At 50.8% G+C, this 17,822-nt stretch carries 16 protein-coding genes; 9 read left to right on the top strand and 7 right to left on the bottom strand.

Translation table 11 applies throughout. The annotated features are described in order from the left end of the window. Positions 1-193 precede the first annotated feature (193 nt). The 6 genes from I2E69_RS01175 to I2E69_RS01150 all read left to right on the top strand — a co-directional run bounded on the left by I2E69_RS01175 (position 194) and on the right by I2E69_RS01150 (position 8,773). On the top strand, positions 194-769 hold the full coding sequence (locus tag I2E69_RS01175; RefSeq protein ID WP_410489082.1) for a DUF3575 domain-containing protein: 576 nt from the start codon (positions 194-196) through the stop codon (positions 767-769). 11 nt (positions 770-780) lie between these two features. After that, on the top strand, positions 781-2,217 hold the full coding sequence (locus I2E69_RS01170) for a DUF3868 domain-containing protein (protein WP_195458315.1): 1,437 nt from the start codon (positions 781-783) through the stop codon (positions 2,215-2,217). A 40-nt stretch (positions 2,218-2,257) separates the two neighbouring features. Next, complete coding sequence (locus I2E69_RS01165; RefSeq protein ID WP_195458314.1) at positions 2,258-3,994, top strand: Mfa1 family fimbria major subunit; 1,737 nt, start codon at positions 2,258-2,260, stop codon at positions 3,992-3,994. Between the two features lie 201 nt (positions 3,995-4,195). Continuing rightward, the gene (locus I2E69_RS01160; RefSeq protein WP_195458313.1) at positions 4,196-5,230 is read left to right on the top strand and encodes a FimB/Mfa2 family fimbrial subunit; all 1,035 of its coding nucleotides are present in this window, start codon (positions 4,196-4,198) and stop codon (positions 5,228-5,230) included. 14 nt (positions 5,231-5,244) lie between these two features. After that, on the top strand, positions 5,245-6,387 hold the full coding sequence (locus tag I2E69_RS01155) for a hypothetical protein (protein WP_195458312.1): 1,143 nt from the start codon (positions 5,245-5,247) through the stop codon (positions 6,385-6,387). A gap of 1 nt (position 6,388) precedes the next feature. Continuing rightward, on the top strand, positions 6,389-8,773 hold the full coding sequence (locus tag I2E69_RS01150; RefSeq protein WP_195458311.1) for a DUF4906 domain-containing protein: 2,385 nt from the start codon (positions 6,389-6,391) through the stop codon (positions 8,771-8,773). Between the two features lie 223 nt (positions 8,774-8,996). Here the strand turns inward: I2E69_RS01150 and I2E69_RS01145 are convergent, their stop codons facing one another. Both I2E69_RS01145 and I2E69_RS01140 read right to left on the bottom strand, forming a co-directional pair. Next, entirely contained in the window at positions 8,997-9,446 is a 450-nt protein-coding gene (locus I2E69_RS01145) for a ParA family protein (RefSeq protein ID WP_229095319.1), read from the bottom strand. Between the two features lie 471 nt (positions 9,447-9,917). Then, the gene (locus I2E69_RS01140; protein ID WP_195458310.1) at positions 9,918-10,202 is read right to left on the bottom strand and encodes a hypothetical protein; all 285 of its coding nucleotides are present in this window, start codon (positions 10,200-10,202) and stop codon (positions 9,918-9,920) included. Here I2E69_RS01140 and I2E69_RS15425 point away from each other — a divergent pair. From I2E69_RS15425 to I2E69_RS01135, 3 genes are read left to right on the top strand one after another with little or no spacing between them, the layout of a single operon-like run. Then, positions 10,128-10,334, top strand: coding sequence for a hypothetical protein (locus I2E69_RS15425; RefSeq protein ID WP_222705222.1), 207 nt, complete (start codon positions 10,128-10,130; stop codon positions 10,332-10,334). The two genes, I2E69_RS01140 and I2E69_RS15425, sit on opposite strands and share 75 nt — an antisense overlap. Further along, positions 10,319-10,441: a hypothetical protein gene (locus tag I2E69_RS15340; RefSeq protein WP_262894096.1), complete on the top strand. Its 123-nt coding sequence runs from the start codon at positions 10,319-10,321 to the stop codon at positions 10,439-10,441. Before I2E69_RS15425 ends, I2E69_RS15340 begins: the two co-directional genes overlap by 16 nt. Before the next feature lie 15 nt (positions 10,442-10,456). After that, entirely contained in the window at positions 10,457-11,767 is a 1,311-nt protein-coding gene (locus tag I2E69_RS01135; RefSeq protein WP_229095318.1) for a relaxase/mobilization nuclease domain-containing protein, read from the top strand. A gap of 65 nt (positions 11,768-11,832) precedes the next feature. Here I2E69_RS01135 and I2E69_RS01130 read toward each other — a convergent pair whose 3' ends face one another. The 5 genes from I2E69_RS01130 to I2E69_RS01110 form a co-directional block, all read right to left on the bottom strand. Continuing rightward, a complete protein-coding gene (locus I2E69_RS01130; RefSeq protein ID WP_195458309.1) occupies positions 11,833-12,297 on the bottom strand; it encodes a hypothetical protein in 465 nt (154 codons plus the stop codon). Positions 12,298-12,370: 73 nt separating this feature from the next. Continuing rightward, positions 12,371-14,188 (bottom strand): hypothetical protein, encoded by a 1,818-nt coding sequence (locus I2E69_RS01125; protein WP_195458308.1) that lies wholly within the window; start codon positions 14,186-14,188, stop codon positions 12,371-12,373. 40 nt (positions 14,189-14,228) lie between these two features. Next, complete coding sequence (locus I2E69_RS01120) at positions 14,229-14,900, bottom strand: tail fiber domain-containing protein (RefSeq protein ID WP_229095317.1); 672 nt, start codon at positions 14,898-14,900, stop codon at positions 14,229-14,231. Between the two features lie 75 nt (positions 14,901-14,975). Next, positions 14,976-16,973, bottom strand: a complete 1,998-nt coding sequence (locus tag I2E69_RS01115) for a TonB-dependent receptor plug domain-containing protein (RefSeq protein ID WP_195458307.1) — start codon at positions 16,971-16,973, stop codon at positions 14,976-14,978. Beyond that, positions 16,970-17,812 (bottom strand): DUF4249 domain-containing protein, encoded by an 843-nt coding sequence (locus I2E69_RS01110; protein ID WP_317191082.1) that lies wholly within the window; start codon positions 17,810-17,812, stop codon positions 16,970-16,972. Before I2E69_RS01110 ends, I2E69_RS01115 begins: the two co-directional genes overlap by 4 nt. Between the last annotated feature and the right edge of the window lie 10 nt (positions 17,813-17,822).

The raw sequence follows: 17,822 nt of genomic DNA, 5'->3' as shown, positions 1-17,822 counted from the left end.
ACACTCCGGAAGTAGCTGCAAAATATTCTCAGAACAATTTAACCAGGTTTAAAATCACGAAAATCATGTTAAAAAAAAGCAAGGACACCGTAACTGTCCTTTTGAGACTGTCCATGCAAGGACAGACTGTAAAATTTGCAACGCAATAATTAACCATAGCCATAAAGATATGAATAATGGAGTTATAAAACGAATGTTCGTCCTGCTGGTAGTTGCCGCCACCGGTATGACGCAGGGCGTCAAAGCCCAGAACGTGGCTGTCAAGAGTAATGTTCTGGCAGATGCTTTCCTGAATCCGAATTTGGGAATAGAAGTCGGACTCGCACCGAAATGGACTTTGGACATTACGGGGCAGTTCAACGCATGGACGCTCGCGCACGACCGGCGCTGGAAACACTGGGTTGTTCAACCCGAAGCCAGATACTGGTTCTGCGACCGCTTCTCGGGGCACTTCGTGGGTGCTCACATTCACGGCGGACGGTATAACATCGGAGGTTTCGACGGAAAAATCAACTTTCTCGGCACGGATGCCCGTAAGCTGAAGGACAGCCGCTATCAGGGCTGGTTCGTCGGCGCAGGTATCGCTTATGGTTATGCGTGGATACTGGGGCGGCACTGGAACCTCGAGGCGGAGATAGGCTTTGGTTATGCCTATACGCGCTATGACCGCTTCCGGTGCACCGGGTGCGGCAGGAAGATAGAATCGGACAAGCCGCACCATTACGTGGGGCCGACGAAAGCGGCAATCAACCTTGTTTATGTATTTTAATCGTGTACAAGATGAAAAAGAGATTATATATCCTTTCAGCCCTTTTGGGCATGGTTACGACAGCGGAAGCGCAGACCGCAATCGACACGCGGAAACAGGACATCGTGGACGGCGTTGCCATTGAGAATCTCAGGATCGAACGCAACGGCGGGTACATCGCCATAGACATGCTTTGGGATTTGTCAGGGCTCGACGTGGACAATAACCGTGCTGTGCTTCTTACGCCATGGTTAGTCAAGGGCAACGACTCGCTCAACCTACAATCGGTAGGGGTTTACGGCAGACGGCGCTACTATTTCTATGTACGTAACGGCGAGAGCATGCTCTCGGGTAAGGATGAAAAGAGCTATAAGGTCTCGGAAAAGCCCGATACCATCGAATACCACAACTTGGTACCGTACGCCGAATGGATGAACGGCTCCGTGCTGTCGCTTCATCGCAGCGACTACGGGTGTTGCAGCACGTTGCTGGATGAGCAGAGGGGGATGCTCGGAAGACACACCGAGGCGTTTTTCCCCGAACTGGTATATGTACGCCCGCAAGGGCAGATCGAAAAACGGGATTCACTCGAAGGTTCGGCGTTCATCGACTTCCCGGTCGACCAAACGGTGATTTATCCGGGCTATCGACGCAACACTGCCGAACTTGGGAAAATACAGTCATCGATCGACTCCGTGCGAAGCGACATGGATATAACCATCACTTCGGTATGGCTGAAAGGTTACGCTTCGCCCGAAAGTCCGTATGCGCATAACAAAGAACTGGCTATCGGACGTACCGCCGCATTGAAGAAACACATACAGCAACTCTACCGGTTTGAAGGCGATATGATAACGACCGATTATGAACCGGAGGACTGGGCCGGATTGCGTCGTTACGTGGAACGGTCGAACCTTGAACATCGCACGAGGATCATCGCTTTGATAGACGGCGATTTGGAGCCGGATGCCAAAGAGTGGAAGATAAAAAGCACCTGTCCGGAGGAATACCGCTTTCTGTTACAGAACTGTTATCCGGCGCTGCGCCGCACCGACTACCGTATCGCTTACACCATCCGCAGTTACAGCGACGTGGAAGAGATAAAACGGATCATGCGCGAGCGGCCGCAGAAGCTGAGTCTGAACGAGTTCTACCTCGTGGCGCAGGAGTATGAACCCGGTACGGACGAGTTCACCGAGGTGTTCGAGACTGCGGTGCGCATGTTCCCGGATGACACCGCTGCCAACCTCAATGCCGCCAACGCCGCAATGCGCCGCGGTGACCTCGCAGGGGCGGAACGTTACCTTGCCAAAGCGGGCGATTCGCCTGAGGCGGTTTATGCCCGGGGTGCGCTGGCCGTCCGGCAAAAGGATTACGACAGCGCCAGGCGCTACCTGAACGAAGCGCAATCGCTCGGATTGGAGCAGGCCGGCATCACACTCGAACAGCTTGAAAAAGGGAGGCGTTAACAAAAATATATATCATTAACACAGTCAAAAACACACATTTATGAAGATGAAAAAATTATTTTTAGGTTTGTTCGCATGTGCCGCATTGTGCGCATGCTCGAACGATGAATCGGGAACCATTCCGGATGATACCCCGAAGATTTTCACGGCAGACGAGGCATACATCAATGTCCGGCTCGCCGATGCAAGCTCCCTTACGAGGGCGCAGGAAGGCGAATTCGAATACGGGACGAACGAACAGTCCGTTAAAAACGCCTATTTCTATTTTTACGATGCCGACGGCGTATTCGTTACACAAGGTGATGTCTGGACGGGTGGCAACCCCTCGACGACAAATCCTACCGGCAACATTGAATTTACGAGCAACAACGTCGTCGTGCTGAAAGAACTGGGCAGGAAAAACTATCCCAGGTATATGGTAGCGGTGCTCAACAAACCGACGGGCTTCCTGCATGGAAACACGCTCGAGGAGATGCAAACGGTGCTTGCGGACGGGAATGCGGAAGGCATTTATTACCCGTCGACAACCGATAACGTCACGACCGATTACTTTACCATGAGCACGACGAGCTATACCGAAGCCAATCGGGCTGTGTATTTCGTAACGGAAGTCAACGAGGAGAATTTCTCGCTCGAACCGATGACGGATGTCAATGCCATCGTCAATACCGTGACCGTCTATGTGGAGCGTTTGGCAGCCAAAGTAACCCTGGGCGTGTCCGATCAACTCGTAAGCGATGCCAATGGACGTTATCCGATAAAGGTCACCGTGGCGGGCGAAGAAAACTCGGCTGTAAGTGGCGGCATTGCTTCGGAAGAGCTTTATGTGGAACTGCTCGGATGGAAACTGAACGCCACGGCAAAGAGATCGTACATGGTCAAGAATATAGATGCAACCTGGGCGAACGATGATTTGGGCTTTACCTGGAACAGACCGATCGACTACCGCAGCCACTGGGGGCAGTCATTCAACTACGGTTTTTCCGGCTATCCCGAAAATGCCGCGGGTGTCCCTGCCAATTCCGAATACCTGAACTATGTCGATTTGGAAAACGGCCTGACCGCATTGGGAACTCCGGCCTATTGCGCCGAGAACACCAACACCAGTACGGTCGTTTCCGCCAACTTCCCGTCCGCCGCTACAAGCATCCTGCTGAAAGCCAGGGTTTGCGACGCGAGCGGCAATGCGCTCGACCTCGTGCGTTACAACGGCGTGCTGTTCAAACAGGACTCCTTCCTCGAATACGTGCTCAGCGTACTGAAGACGAGAAACCAACACACCGTGTGGTATGAGAACGGCAAAGACGATCAAGGCAACACAAAATACACCCAGATCGGCAAAGAGTATGTGAAACTGGAGAATATGGGCGACGGAGAAGTGAAAGTGGTATTTGTCAATGAGAATGCAACCCCGTTGTATGCAGAGGACGGCTCTGACTGCTCGGATCAGATTATTACCGCTCTCAACGACGATTTGGCGGCAGCATCCGCAGGCGCCACCGCTTACGACGGCGGATTGATGTACTACAACATTCCGATCGAACACCTCAACAATGCCGATGTCGCAGAAAACGGAACTATTCCGGAAGCCAAATACGGCATTGTGCGCAATCACCACTACGTAGTCACCATTGACAAATTGGAAAAAATAGGCAAGGGAATCTTTGACGGGAACGAAAAGATCGTGCCCGGCGATCCGGATGATGACACGTATTACGTTGGCGCGAAAATCAACATCCTCTCGTGGAAGATTGTCAGCCAGAATGTGGAACTTTAATTTTTCCGGAATCGATCATTATCATGTAAACAACCATTCCATGAGGGGGTTCACTCTCATGGAATGGTTAAAAAAGCGCTTCCGCTCCGGCGCAAAGAGAGGACGGAATCGGAAAGGGCGCATTTGCCATTTCCCTCCGAAAATGAAAATCCCCTGCGGCATTTTCCGCAGCATACGATATAATATAAAAACATAAGTCAAATGGATATACGGTCTTACATAAGAAATTCAAGCGGCAAGATGCTGGCGGCCATCGCTTGCGCTTCGATGTTATATGCCTGCGACGGCTTAATCTATGATGATGAGGGCGACTGCTCGGTGAACTACCGTGTGACGTTCCGTTACGATTACAACATGAAGTTTGCCGATGCCTTTGCCCACGAGGTGAACACAGTGACACTCTACCTGCTCGATGCCGAAGGCAGAGTGGTCTGGCAGCGTACTGAACAGGGAGAAGCCCTTGCGGCCGACGGCTATGTCATGACTGTAGACGTAGAACCGGGTAAATACGACCTGCTTGCTTGGTGCGGCACTACCGACAAAGGCTCTTTCTCGATACCCGAAACAGCCGTCGGTAAAGAACTGACCTGCACGCTTAACCGGCAGCACGATCCCGGGAACAAAGCATTCGTCGCCGAAGACCTCGACCGCCTGTTTCACGGATGGCTGCCTGAACAGACGTTCGGAGAAACAGAAGGTACGTACACTTATACCGTGCCGTTGGTGAAGAACACCAACAATGTGCGAGTGGTGTTGCAGCACCTTTCGGGAGAGGCCGTGGACAAAGACAAGTTCGTTTTCACCATTACCGACACCAACGGAAGTATGGATTGGGACAACGCGCTGCTGCCCGACGAGCAGGTGACTTTCTACGCTTGGCATACCGACGCCGGGGAAGCGGGCGTAGCCTCCCGGTCCGAAGGGACGCAGACCGTCTTTCGCGCTGCTTTCAGTGCGGCCATAGCCGAACTGACCGTGCCGCGTCTCGTGAAAGAACAGGAGCCTCGGCTCACCGTGACCAACAAGGAAACAGGAGGAACGGTTTTCTCCATTCCCCTTATCGACTACGCCTTGCTCGTGAAAGGTTTCTATAACCGGGATATGGACGATCAGGAGTATCTCGACAGGCAAGACGTGTACGACATGGTCTTCTTCCTCGATGAAGGCGACCGTTGGCTCGATACCTACATCTACATCAACTCTTGGAAAGTGGTGCTGCAAAACAGCGAATTGTAATAGGAGGAATGCAAATGAAGAATGTGGCAAGACATATCATCACAGGGACTCTGCTGCTCCTTGTGTTGTGGGGGAGCTCGTGCAGCCAAGACACGGAGGCCTTCGGCGTATCCGATAAAGAACCAGTTCTCAGCATCGGTTTCAGATTGCCCACAAGAAGCCCGGAGCCCGGTGAAGGCTATGAAGTTGGCGAAACGTATGAAAACTACATAGACATAGAGAACAACAACTACAGGATTTATTTTTTCACCTCCGACAATAAGCTCATCGCTCGTTTTGAGCCGGACGGTTTCGTGGTGACCCAAGAAAGCGATTACAGGGATTACAGTATGCTTGGCAAGGCCCCCGCCGCGTTGGCCGCTCACCAGAATTTCAAGATGGTCGTACTTGCCAACTGGCCGCAATACGGCGACGATACGATAAAGGCAGGAGAAACGCTGCTTGCGGATATCTGCGATGCCGGATGGGGGCAGTTCGATAGTTTTTCTTCGTTCGAGTTGGGGCCGGAACGACTGATTCCTTTCTATGGGGTTCGCGAATACAACAATATAGCGTTCAGGTCCGGGGAGGCCACATTGCTGCCCGAGCCTGTCACCCTGCTCCGTGCCGTGGCAAAGACGGAGGTGATACTCAAAACGGACGGCCATTTCGACCTGTCGTTCAGCGAGGTGAAGATTCGTCGCTACAATAACAAGGGATATTGTGCCCCGAAAGACGTTTTCTCGCAGGACGACTACGATCACGGCGGTGAGTGGAACAGCGATTACGTCAGCGACCTGCACCTCGTGGATAATAGCAACGATGCGGAAGAGAAAATACAAAATTTCTGCTTCGCATACCAGTCGATTGGTGCTGACGGGAGCAAATATGAGAAATGGATTGCCTACCTGCCCGAATACCGAAACATCGATGCTGGAGACAAGTACTCGTGCATTGAAGTCAGACTCGATGTACAAACCGGTGAGGATGAGCCGTATAAAGTTTATTTCGCAAATTACGATGAGAGCGGAAAGACGGATAATAACGACAATGCCAGGCGTTTCGACATCTCTCGCAACAATCTCTACCGTTTCACCGTCACCGTCCGCGACAACCGGCTCACGGTGAACGTGCAGGAATGGCAATATGCTTATGACAACGAATATACTTTCGACTGATATGAAACATTACTTTTTATTCATACTTTTATTGGCTGCCGCCGCAACGGGCGGTTGCACAGAAGAACTGCAACCGGAGACAAACGGAACAAACGGTGCGGTTTTCGATGAGGGCGAACTGGCGGAAGCCCTATTGAATTTATCCGTCAATACATTTGTCGTTGAAGCTCAGGTAGATACAAGGGCATCCATGCCGAGCGGCACCCCCGAGCAGGAAACTGCGGAGGAAAAGGAGATACACGACATCTGGGTATTCCAGTACGATGCGGCAACGCAAGAACTGCTGATAAAGCCGCGCTACTATACCGTCACCGACCAGGCGATGTTGCAAGACCTGCCCGTATACCTGAAAGCCGGAGTTCCGTCCGTCGTACATGTCGTGACCAACACGGGCTATGACAACTGGGCCAACGACGGCACGGATGCTTCCTGGCAAAAATTCCGGCAGTTGGAGCAACTGAAAAAGCAAACCCTGCCTACGGCTTTCCCGTTACGGTCGATAGACAAGGTGTCGATACCGATGGCCGGAGCGAGCGAAGAGGTGGAGGTGATGACGGGTATTACGGTCACAGTGCCGGTTACGCGCATGTATGCCAAACTCAAAGTAAAGGTAGAGATGCTGAAGGCGGAGATGAAACTGAACAACGTCAACGTAAGGCAAATCCCGAATATTTGCCGGGTAGAGACCTTGGCCGGCGACGGCAATGACGAACCGATGGATGCGGTTCCGTTTCCCGACGGAACGACATTCGGTTCCATAGCCTTTGCCGCCTCGGATTTGGAGAAGAATGAAGATAAGGAATGGGCCGTCTTCTATGTCCCTGAAAACCTGCAAGGGGAAACGGAAACCCAGGGCGGCAGCAAGTCCGATGCAGCTCCCTCCAATGCGCTTGTGGTGGATATAACCACCGAAGTCGGCGGTGAAAGATATCTCTATGAGGCTTATCCCGGAGGAAACTCCTTCAACAATTTCAATATCCAGCGCAATCAGGTTTACCGCATAACGGTGACTATCACGGGGGAGAAAGGCCAAAACAATCCGTCGGCCAACTGTTTTGTCGTCAAACCCGACGGTTTCCTCTCTTTTGAGCCCTATTACCGTGTAGAGACAGGAGGCGGATACAATTTTGCAGACTATTTGAGTCCCCATGACGAGAATCTGAAAATAGCCCGCGTCGGCATTATCTGGCAAACCAAAGACTGCATCGGCGATAATACGAACGGGACGCTGGTGCAACTCGGTGAGAATACGGGCGACATTCATCAGAAAATCTATGTCCGAACGCAAAAGAAAGGCAATGCCCTGATCGGTGCTTACAATAGCACGGGCGACATTATATGGTCCTGGCACATCTGGGTTACGGATGATGAGCCGGACAATCTCGGCAGGGCCGTTACTTATTACACATACGACTGGGACCAGAACGGCATATATCCCGAAAAACCTCGCATTCAGGGTTATGCCGTCATGTCATGCAATCTCGGAGCGCTGGCGGAGAATCAGGAAGGCGTAGGAAACGGTCTCCACCGGTATCCGGATCCGATGACGCAGGCTTTCGGCATGTTGTACCAGTGGGGACGAAAGGACCCGTTTCCGCCTTTACGGTATATCGCAAGCGAGTATCAGGATTATAACGACGAGCATACGGATCTGCATTATGACAACTCCAACCAGGTCGAAGTGCATAAGACATCCGCTGCCGATGAAACCAAGCTGTTCCATTCGGTGATCGGAAGCTCCCTGACCGGAGCCGTCAGACACGCCATCGCCAATCCCACCGTTTTTATCAGCGGAACGAACGCAGTCAAACAAAATGAAGCCTATGTACAAGCAAAGAACAACTACTTCAATAATGGCGACTGGTGTCCGACCGGAGAAAGCGACAACAAACTTTGGGGTGGACTGGAACCGGCCGCCGATGGAATGAAAGCCTACACGGTTAATTCGAATAATAATGTCCATATATACGACAACTACGGGACGGAGAAATCCATTTTCGACCCCTGTCCCACAGGCTGGAGGGTTGCTTCGGGTGAATTATGGCTCGAATTTACAGATACGGGAATCAATCCGGCATCTATGAGCGATATCAATTATGACGACAAGTTTGCGAACGGATATGGAATGAATATGTATATGCAGAAATGGAAAGATGGTCCGACATCTTATTTTCCGACACAGGGAACACGTGTAGGCGACGGAGGAGGTATTCGTACAAGCAGTTGCGGGAACTACCATAATGCAACCACGGACACAGACAATCGAGTGAACATTTTGCATATCCATAAGGATCATAGCCTGTTCCATATATTCGAATACCAATTCTATTTTTATTATGTAAAGTCGGTGGCAGGACCGGTCCGATGCGTGCGCGATTCGAAATAAAGCAGTGTGCTTTAAAATTCTGATAACCAGTGGAGAGTGACGAATGTTTCACGAAATTCGTAACCTGAAACAGGGAAAAATCGTAACCAAGATGATTTTTTAGTTTTAGCTACGAATTAGTGATGCTTTTTTGTCGCAGTTTGGCCTGCTGCTGTTGTAACCGCAAAAGAAAAAAGCCTTATAGTTGTTTACTATAAGGCTTTTACGTTGCTTTGGCCGTTGTTTAGCACTTATTCGTGCCGGCTTTTAGCATTTTTTGTACCCCCCCCCTCAGGTAATTGAGTTGCGAAATCGTGTAGAGCACACCATTTGTGTTCATGGTTCCCGGCAGGTCGTAAAGTACCACGTCGTAGGCTTCCGGTTCACTGTCGAGGAATACACGCACGTCGGTCTTTGCATAATCCGGTGTAGAGCGAAGCACCGGATAGGCTTTCTTCTGGAGCCGCTCGAATTGCCGCTGGAGCAGCAGCTTGTAGGTATCACTCTCCATGACGGCTTTTTTCTCACGCTCCCGCAACTCATAGATACTATTCTGCGGAAAGTCGCAATTCACGACCAGCACATTCAGTCCCCGAACGTAGTGCAGCCAGGAAGCGGCCAGAATCGTGAGTGTCGATTTGCCAATACCTCCCTTTTGATTGGCGAATGAAATAGAAATAGGTTCTTTGTTCATAATTTATTTTTTTAGGTTATCATTATTCGTATATCTTGCGGCCCGTTCGACCCTGCGGCCCGTTCGACCCTGCGGCCCGTTCGACCCTGCGGCCCGTTCGACCCTGCGGCCCGTCCGACCCCGAGGTTCGACCAACTCCGCGCCGGAATCCTTGGAAACACGTCACAAATAAAGGGGTGGAAACCGCGAAAAGGTACCCGGAGGGCACTGAACGGTTATGAACGGTCATAATTGACCCGAATCACGAGCGAAAAAAGGCCGTACCTTTGCAGCGGGAAGATCACCAATTCGGTATAGAGGTCCAAAGGTCAAAGGTCGTTGCCCGCGGCAACTCCTTTTCGTCCCGTGGGGACGGATTTTATTTGCGTAGGGCAAATAGCAAGGTGTGTTATTGTGTCACAAACTACGTTTTGTGCCACACTAACGGAAGGCCGAAAAACCGAGCTGGTCAATCTCCCAAGTCGATTAACCTTAAAATATCAGTTTATGGAGAACAAAAAGCGGGTCGCCGACCCCAAGACGTACTACCACAATTTCCGGCTGAATCATCAGCAGGAAACCCAGCTTCGGAACATGATGCTCAAAGCCGGAGTGAGAAGCAGATCGCAGTTTATCATCAGCCGTATCTTCGGCTGACCGTTCCGGGTCGTTCAGACCAACAAGGACGCGCACGACTACTACCTGCGTCTGACGAATCTTTACGCTCAAATCCGGGCCGTCGGGGTCAATTACAACCAGACCGTCAAAGCCATCCATACGAATTTTAACGACCGCCGGGCCGTGGCTCTATTGTCACGGCTGGAGAAGCATACCCAAGAGCTGACCGTGCTTTTCGGGCAGGTCATTCGTCTGACCGAAGAATTCAATCGCAGATGGTCGGTCGAATAACCAAAGGCGCATCCATTCGCGGCGTATTGGAATACAACGCCGGGAAAGTGCTGAACGGCGAAGCGTCCGTTCTGTACGGGAATCAGGTTTTAGGCGACTGCGAATAGTCCGACACATTCGACATGCGGCGCGCCCTGTTGAGTTTTCAGCCCTACCTCAATACCCGGAAGATCAAAGACCCGGTATTCCACGTATCGCTGAATCCCGACCCCAGCGATAAGCTGACCGATGAACAGCTTACGGAGATTGCCCGCGAATACATGGAGCGCATGGGCTTCGGCGACCAGCCCTACTATGTATTCAAGCACCGCGACATCGACCGCGAGCACATCCACATCGTTTCGGTGCGCCTGCGCGACGACGGGGCGATAATTTCCGACAGTCAGGACAGGCCCCGGTCGAAAGCGATTTTGCAATCCATCGAACGCAAGTACGGTCTGCGGCCCGCCGTCAAAGGCGAGGAGCAGCGGGAGTTCGACACGACCCGCCGGGTCGAATACGGACGCGACAACCTCAAACAGCAGATGAAGTCCGCCGTACGGCTTCTGGCCGAGCAATATAGGTTCGGCTCGATCACCGAGTTCCGAACCCTGCTGAACCTCTATAATGTCGATCTGGAGGAACGCAAAGGCGAAGCTGACGGCAAACGGTGGAACGGCATCGTCTACACCGCGACCGACGAACGGGGCAAGTGGGTCGGCACACCGATCAAATCCTCGGCCCTGACCCCGAAAGGCGGCTATAAGTTTCTGCAAAAGCAGATCGCCAAGAACGACGCCGACATCAAATCCGAGCAAATCAAGGGTCCCATTCGTGGAACCGTGGCCCGCGCCATGCACCGCGCCCGGACGCAGGACGAGTTCGTGCGCCTGCTGAAAGCCGACGGCATCGACGCCGTTTTCCGTCAAAACGCCGCAGGCCGTATCACGGGCGCGACGTTCGTAGACCACCGGACGAAAACCGTGCTGAACGGCTCCCGGTTCGGTAAGAGTTATTCGGCAAATGTCTTTCAGGAGTTGTTCAGCAATCCCCGTGCGGACCGGGCATCGTTGCTGCCGAAGCTCACGGCCCCGGCTCCGGCAACGCTTCGCCAGCAGACGCCGCAGAAGCCCGAAGCGCAACGGCCCGAAGCGACCGCACGGCCGCATATCGTGCCGCCCGCAGCTCCGGCAGCGGAACAAACGCCCAAGCCCGTCCCGATACCTCCGCGGCAGACGGAGAAGATCCGCACGGAACCGCGCGGATTATCCCCGCAGCCGCACCCGGCGCAGCCTGCACCCCGCGGCATCGGCGAAAGCCTGTTCCGGGCCGCGGGCGACCTGCTGGGACAGATCACCGAGGACGGCCCCATGTCGCAGGAGGAGTTCGAAGCCCTGCGGCAGAACCTTTCGCGCAAGCGCAAACGCCGCAAGAAGCAGGGTATTTCACGCTAACAAAACAGGCCGGAACAAAGGTTTCGGCCTGTTTGCCAATGCGAAGTGTGCGTCTACAACGGAAACTATAACGGGGCAATATCCTCCGGGAGAATATCAAAAACCCATATATATGTCTGTTCGGTGTATTGCTCGGACTTTTTGATATAAAGCCGCCAGAAAGATTCACTGAATAATTGCCTTCCTTCGGCATTCCTATCCGCAAAATTCCAGATCTTCAGTATACTCCCATCATTTGAAAGAATATCTGTATGCCGATTTTGCATTGTTGTTTTTTCCCAAATGTCATATAAGCCGTCGAAAGACGGGATACCCCAATGTTGCGGAGGACAAAATGAATGAAAACAGACGGAATCTCCTGGATTAATCGTTAGGAACGACATTAAATGACCGGGAACGGTAGTCACACTTATTGACTTATCGGTAACATTTTTCAAATACCAATAGGTACAATGGGTATCCAGATGTTCAGGGGGATCGCATGACACACCGACCAGAATGATTATACATAGTAAGACGATCCTTTTCATAAGCAGATAGTTTTTGCGTTTCGACAAAGATAGAAATGTTCAGAGAATAATCTCTGAACATTTCAAATAATTGTCAGTTACCGCAGGTGATTGCAAGTTGCGCTCCCTGATTGATTGTAAACGGAGAATTTATAGTAACGGACTTATTGGCGTGAAAAGTTAGTTTCGCATTGTTCGTTACAGTAACATTCCGCGTAAGAATGTTATTCCCGGAGAATACGAAAGACGAGGAAACGGTCTTATCGGTATAGAAAGCATCGTGTGTTATATCCCCGGAATCGGGTTTGGGAACATTCGGGGTAATACCATTGCCCGTAAACGCCTTTTCAATCGCGTCGGCTTTATCCGGATATCTTTCATACATTTTTGCAACCAGCTTGTCATAGGTATCGACCCCAACGGCCAAGCAATCGTAAATTTGTTTTTTAGTCAATGTGTTTCCCCTGTATAAGTCCCAAAAAACATGAGGCTTCATCCAGCTATTATAGAATTTATACTTTTCTAATAAACCAGAAGGTTCGTATTTTTCGAATTCTTGAATATGTCCCATCGAGTAACCCCACATTTCGCCTACACCACAAAGTTCAGCATTTTTGCCGCTTCCGTTGCCATAACCTTGATTAGTCATAATATAACCGATGTACCTTGCCCAATAAGCACTACCTACAGCACTGAAATGGCTGGCATGGGAAAGCTCGTGATTTACGTGGTCATACACCTTCCTATACGATTTTCCTTTTGTCCCTATGGTTATGTCCGGAAGAAACACTCTCAACATATTGATAATTTCTGAGGGATTAATATCGAAGAAGAAATTTCCCCAAGAAATTGGCCCGGTAAAATCAATTGGATGAACAATTCGTCGTAGCATGGGAGCTGACGATGACGACCAGCCTTTGAATACATAAATCTTAAGATTTCGGGGCGGTTTGGGAATACCCGTCGCCTCGCACATTTTGTAATAATCATACCCCGCATTATTAGTTGCTGCCCAAGGCCAGGCGAAACTGCCTGCTTCTATATTACGAGAATATCCCTTTTTACTATGCCAGCCCATGTTGAGATTGGCCCTTGCTATAGGCCCCCAATTCCCCCATATATCAAAATCTTGTTTGTTATCAAATACTATGGCATAGTGAGGTCTCAATAAAAAGCGGCTATCCATCCGATAATAGCCATCATCATTGGTAAATGTAGTTGACCATTTAACAACCACATGACAACGTATTTTCACCCCTTTTACCGGGACGTAAGTATATAAGCTATTGTCATATACTTTAATAGTTCCTTTGGGGCGCACCCATAGACCCCGCGCTTCTGGTCCCCCTTCACTGTCCTCTTCATCAATATTATATCCGAGACTTAAAAATGCAGCTTCTTCCACATTCACAATACCTCCGCGAGTAGGTGAGATTTCTTCATCTTCTGCCGGAATATAGCATTCTTCAATAACCTCATGGCGTATTTCTTTTGGAAATACAAAGTCCGGCTTTACTGTGGTATATAACCAGGTGAAACCGCCCTCCGGAATGGTAGGGTCCGTATATACCGTGTCTTCAGGGATTTCTATATCAAGCGGGTAATCGAAAAGTTCAAGATTGTAGTTGTATTTCAGAGTATTAAGTTGCAAGCTGTCCTGCGGCAAGAATCTGACATACAAATCCGTCGGTTCGAGTTTTTTAGAAACCTTATACGAATCGTAAACTCCCTGCATGACACTTAAAGCATACGGGTTCGGCATTTTTTCATATTCAACAGCACTATTACCCGAACGGGTTTGTGCGAGTGCCGGCGCTTTAGAATTATCATCAGTTATAATGTCCGTTTCGTCTTTGGTACAAGAGGATAGCATTACAGCCAATAATAATATCACCGAATATATTTTCTTCATAAAATAGTTTTATGTAATTCCGTCAAAATTCAATGATTTCCTATTTCCCAGCGGCCTTTAATTGACTTTCCAGAGTAGCAACCCGTGCGGTCAATTCCTGAATAGCGCCCGTCAGAATAGGGATAAGGGCGGAATAATTGACAAGACGGTCGCCTTCGTCTGTCATGGCGACAGCACCGGGGATAATCGTCTCTAATTCCTGCGCCAAAAAACCGTATTCCTCAATTCCGCTTCGAACGGGACGGATATTGAATCTTTCATACTCGCTTTCATCTCTCCAATGATATTTTACAGGATTCAGTTTCAACACCATATTCGTTGACGGATTCGATTGTGCAGGTGCGATGTTAATGGTAAAGGCAGATCGGGAGAGCGCTGCCGTTCTTAATGGCCGGATGTTGGTTTTTAGTTTCTCGTCCGAAGTTTGATACATCGTGCGGCAATACAGGTCGATATACAATGACCTGTCGCTATCCAAAAAAACCAGTTTATTGGTTGTGGTAGACATACGGGGGGCGGCCGCGTGAATGTGCATTTTGATACCGTTCTGGTCCGTGGAACCCCAATAGTGCGCCCAGCCGGCCCAACTCGTCGTATAGGTTTTATACATACCTCGTCCCACGGTAAGTTTGCCGTCCTTGTAGGTCATTTGGGCCATGCAGTTAATCGTAACTGAAAGAATGAACAGAATGGTGAAAATTGTTTTTTTCATAAGACTCAAATTTAAGGGTTAAGAGTGTGTTATTGTTGATTGGAAATTATAACCTGAGTATTGTGAACAGATAAATTATTTCCCGAACGTCCGGGTGTAGGAAACCGACGGCATGATCGGCACTAAAACAGTCGCCTTATAGGTCCCCTGATATGGATAGATGCAGACCGGGTTCTTGTGCCATGTCCAGTTGATGATCGAGAACTGCCAGTTACGGACACCGTTACGTTTTCGGCGCTCCATGTTGTAGCTTATGTCCGAACGGAAGTAATTGCGCATGCGCATCGAAGGATAGGCCGTAATGCCGACGATCGGATTACCATTGGTATCGGGATAACTCTCATTGGTCAGTCGGTACGGAAGGCCGGACCGCCAGGACATATTGAAAGTGAACGTATGTCTCCTTCCGGGCCTTTTCAGGACATCGTAGCTGAGGAACGTGTTAAAATCATGTGGTACGTCGTACTCGAAGGGATAGGTTACGCCCTCCGAACTGCGTCGGGAATTCGTATAGGTATACGATACCGTCAGGCTCAGCCGCTCCGTCTGACGCTGCAACATGATCTCAAGTCCCCATGCCCGGCCTGTTCCGTAGACGAAACCACCGCGCCCCAGCAAAAAATCGTCGCTGTCGTAGATCAGCGGCAGGTTGCGCATCTGCTTATAATAACCCTCCAGCGAAAGGGTCAGATTCTCCCGCAGCCTGGCCCGGCCGCCGAGCGCCATCTGCCAGGCATGTTGCAGTTTTCCGTCCCTAAAAGGCGTCCAGAAGTCGATCGGCATGGAATAGTAGTAGCGGTTATATTGCACCAATGCCTGTGAATTTATCGTGCCCGAAAGCCACATGGCATTGTCGTTGCCGAAATCATAAGCGAGTTGCGCCCGCGGTTCTACGGCGAATCTGGTTTGCTCCGAATTGTCATACATAGCGGCGCGGATTCCGACATCTGCCCGCCAGCCGCCCCATTGAAACCGGTTGTTCAGGAAAAGTGCTCCCGAAACAAGCTGCTCGGAAGAATAGCCGCGTTCCTTGTGCTGTCCGTTGACATAACCTTTTGAGTGCATCGGCATAAAGCGCTGGTGAGATATATTCGCTCCGTAATCGAGCGACCATGCTCGTGTGAGACGCTGATCGAATGTCAGACGGGCTCCGAACTCATGCGTTTTATATGTCGTTTTGCCCCAGTTTTTAAAATCATCGTCCTCGTATTCCGACTCCTGCCGGTTCTGCAGATAGGTATAATAAGCGACTATCGAGGACCGCAGGTTGTCGTTCCATCGGGACTCCAGACGAAGCGATGCCGTGGTATTGCCCCAGCCGTATTCGTTTCGGGCATAATCCTCCTTGTTGGTCATGTGGTCGTCTCCGGAATAGACTCCCAGACTCAAGGTATGGCTGGGGTGAATATCGTAAGCGAGTTTCCCGGTTAGGTCGTAGAACCCGAAACGGACGGCATTGCCGACCAATGCCAAGACTGCTTCGGGAAAGAAATAACGGGCCGAAACGAGGTATGAGCCTTTATTTCGAACGATGGGACCATCGACGGTTCCGGCCAGCGAGAGCGTTCCCATCGTGAGCGACTGGCGGTGATCCTGCCGGTCGCCCTCGCGGGTGCGGATTTGCGTCAGGGCCGAGAGCCGGGAGCCGTAGGCGGGCGATATGTAGCCTTTCGACACCTCGGCGGATTGGACCGTCTCGCCGCTGAAAATCGAGAGAATGCCGTAGGCGTGCGCCTGGTTGTAGATCGGCACGTCGTCATAAAGGATCAACGTCTGGTCGTTGCTGCCCCCGCGCACCAGCAAGCCCGACATGCCGTCCTTTCCGGCCGAGACGCCCGGAAGGAGTTGCAGGAATTTGAAAATATCCTTTTCGCCGGCGAACAGCGGAGCATACTTGAGCTGCTCGATGTTGACTGCGATATTGCCCGTCTGCTTGTAGATCATCAAAGGTTTCCGGGCTGTAACAACGACCGAATCGATCGCTTCGCTGCGGGATACGCTGTCGGCGGGCGTTTGAGCAAGGGCCGTCCCCACAAGCAAGAGTGACAGGCAGCAAAAAATCCACCGTTTCATATCTCAAGGGTTTTGTAGTAGTTGTACCCGGCGAAGATGCCCAGGCCGTTGCTGATATTCGTGTAAACCGTAATTTGCTCGACGAACGGATTTTCCTCACCGCCCCATTCGGTATTGAGTTCCTGTTTGTAGCGCGATTTCATATAACGGTCGTAGGTGTCCGATGCGGTGATTACTTGGAAAATATGTTTTTCGTCTTCAGCTCCGAAGACGGAGAAGCGCAGCGGAACAACCGCCTCGCAGTTTTCATAGGGGATGCGTAAAAACTGCTCGAAATTCACGGTGCTTCCTTTGTCGTTGGCTTCGGAAGCGTCGTTGGAACCATTGATCTGGTCGACAAATGCAGAGGTCGTATAGTATTCAAAGACATCCTTCCAGCCGTTGTATCTGCGCTTGCCCCGAATCCATACCGACTTGGTGTCGTCCGGGACCGTCAACTCCGTCATATCGAAATGCCGGTACCAGCCTTTTTGGCGGGCGAAGACAAGAGAACCGACCGGAGCCTGCGGAATATCCGTTTCTGCGGACAATTCCCCGTAATTCGGAACGGTGACGACTAACCGGTAATGCCGACCAGCCGTAGGTACAAATTCGGTCGCGGTTATTCCTTCCCTATCAGCATGGCAATTTATGACTTCTGTTTTGTCCTCATACAGCCTGATTTCGGCGTCCGCGACAGCCTTGAATTTCGTGCCGTCGGTATATGTGCCGCTCCAATTCAGCCGCACGGCAAACTCTTCCTGCGGGGTGATCAGCGCATTGACCACAACGCGGGGCTTAAACTCTTTTTCGCTGAAAGTGTAATCTACTTCGCAGGCGCAGCACACCGCAGAGATCACAACGGCAAAT

The organism is Alistipes sp. D31t1_170403_E11 (genome assembly GCF_015553985.1).
Lineage (GTDB): Bacteria > Bacteroidota > Bacteroidia > Bacteroidales > Rikenellaceae > Alistipes > Alistipes montrealensis.
This window is presented reverse-complemented; position numbering and strand designations above follow the sequence as displayed.

What these genes read in the sequence shown, in the direction of transcription:
- I2E69_RS01175 (WP_410489082.1), top strand. Translation starts at nt 194, where the DNA reads ATGTTCGTCCTGCTGGTAGTTGCCGCCACCGGTATGACGCAGGGCGTC.
- I2E69_RS01170 (WP_195458315.1), top strand. Translation starts at nt 781, where the DNA reads ATGAAAAAGAGATTATATATCCTTTCAGCCCTTTTGGGCATGGTTACG.
- I2E69_RS01165 (WP_195458314.1), top strand. Translation starts at nt 2,258, where the DNA reads ATGAAGATGAAAAAATTATTTTTAGGTTTGTTCGCATGTGCCGCATTG.
- I2E69_RS01160 (WP_195458313.1), top strand. Translation starts at nt 4,196, where the DNA reads ATGGATATACGGTCTTACATAAGAAATTCAAGCGGCAAGATGCTGGCG.
- I2E69_RS01155 (WP_195458312.1), top strand. Translation starts at nt 5,245, where the DNA reads ATGAAGAATGTGGCAAGACATATCATCACAGGGACTCTGCTGCTCCTT.
- I2E69_RS01150 (WP_195458311.1), top strand. Translation starts at nt 6,389, where the DNA reads ATGAAACATTACTTTTTATTCATACTTTTATTGGCTGCCGCCGCAACG.
- I2E69_RS01145 (WP_229095319.1), bottom strand. Translation starts at nt 9,446, where the DNA reads ATGAACAAAGAACCTATTTCTATTTCATTCGCCAATCAAAAGGGAGGT.
- I2E69_RS01140 (WP_195458310.1), bottom strand. Translation starts at nt 10,202, where the DNA reads ATGGATGGCTTTGACGGTCTGGTTGTAATTGACCCCGACGGCCCGGAT.
- I2E69_RS15340 (WP_262894096.1), top strand. Translation starts at nt 10,319, where the DNA reads ATGGTCGGTCGAATAACCAAAGGCGCATCCATTCGCGGCGTATTGGAA.
- I2E69_RS01135 (WP_229095318.1), top strand. Translation starts at nt 10,457, where the DNA reads ATGCGGCGCGCCCTGTTGAGTTTTCAGCCCTACCTCAATACCCGGAAG.
- I2E69_RS01130 (WP_195458309.1), bottom strand. Translation starts at nt 12,297, where the DNA reads ATGAAAAGGATCGTCTTACTATGTATAATCATTCTGGTCGGTGTGTCA.
- I2E69_RS01125 (WP_195458308.1), bottom strand. Translation starts at nt 14,188, where the DNA reads ATGAAGAAAATATATTCGGTGATATTATTATTGGCTGTAATGCTATCC.
- I2E69_RS01120 (WP_229095317.1), bottom strand. Translation starts at nt 14,900, where the DNA reads ATGAAAAAAACAATTTTCACCATTCTGTTCATTCTTTCAGTTACGATT.
- I2E69_RS01115 (WP_195458307.1), bottom strand. Translation starts at nt 16,973, where the DNA reads ATGAAACGGTGGATTTTTTGCTGCCTGTCACTCTTGCTTGTGGGGACG.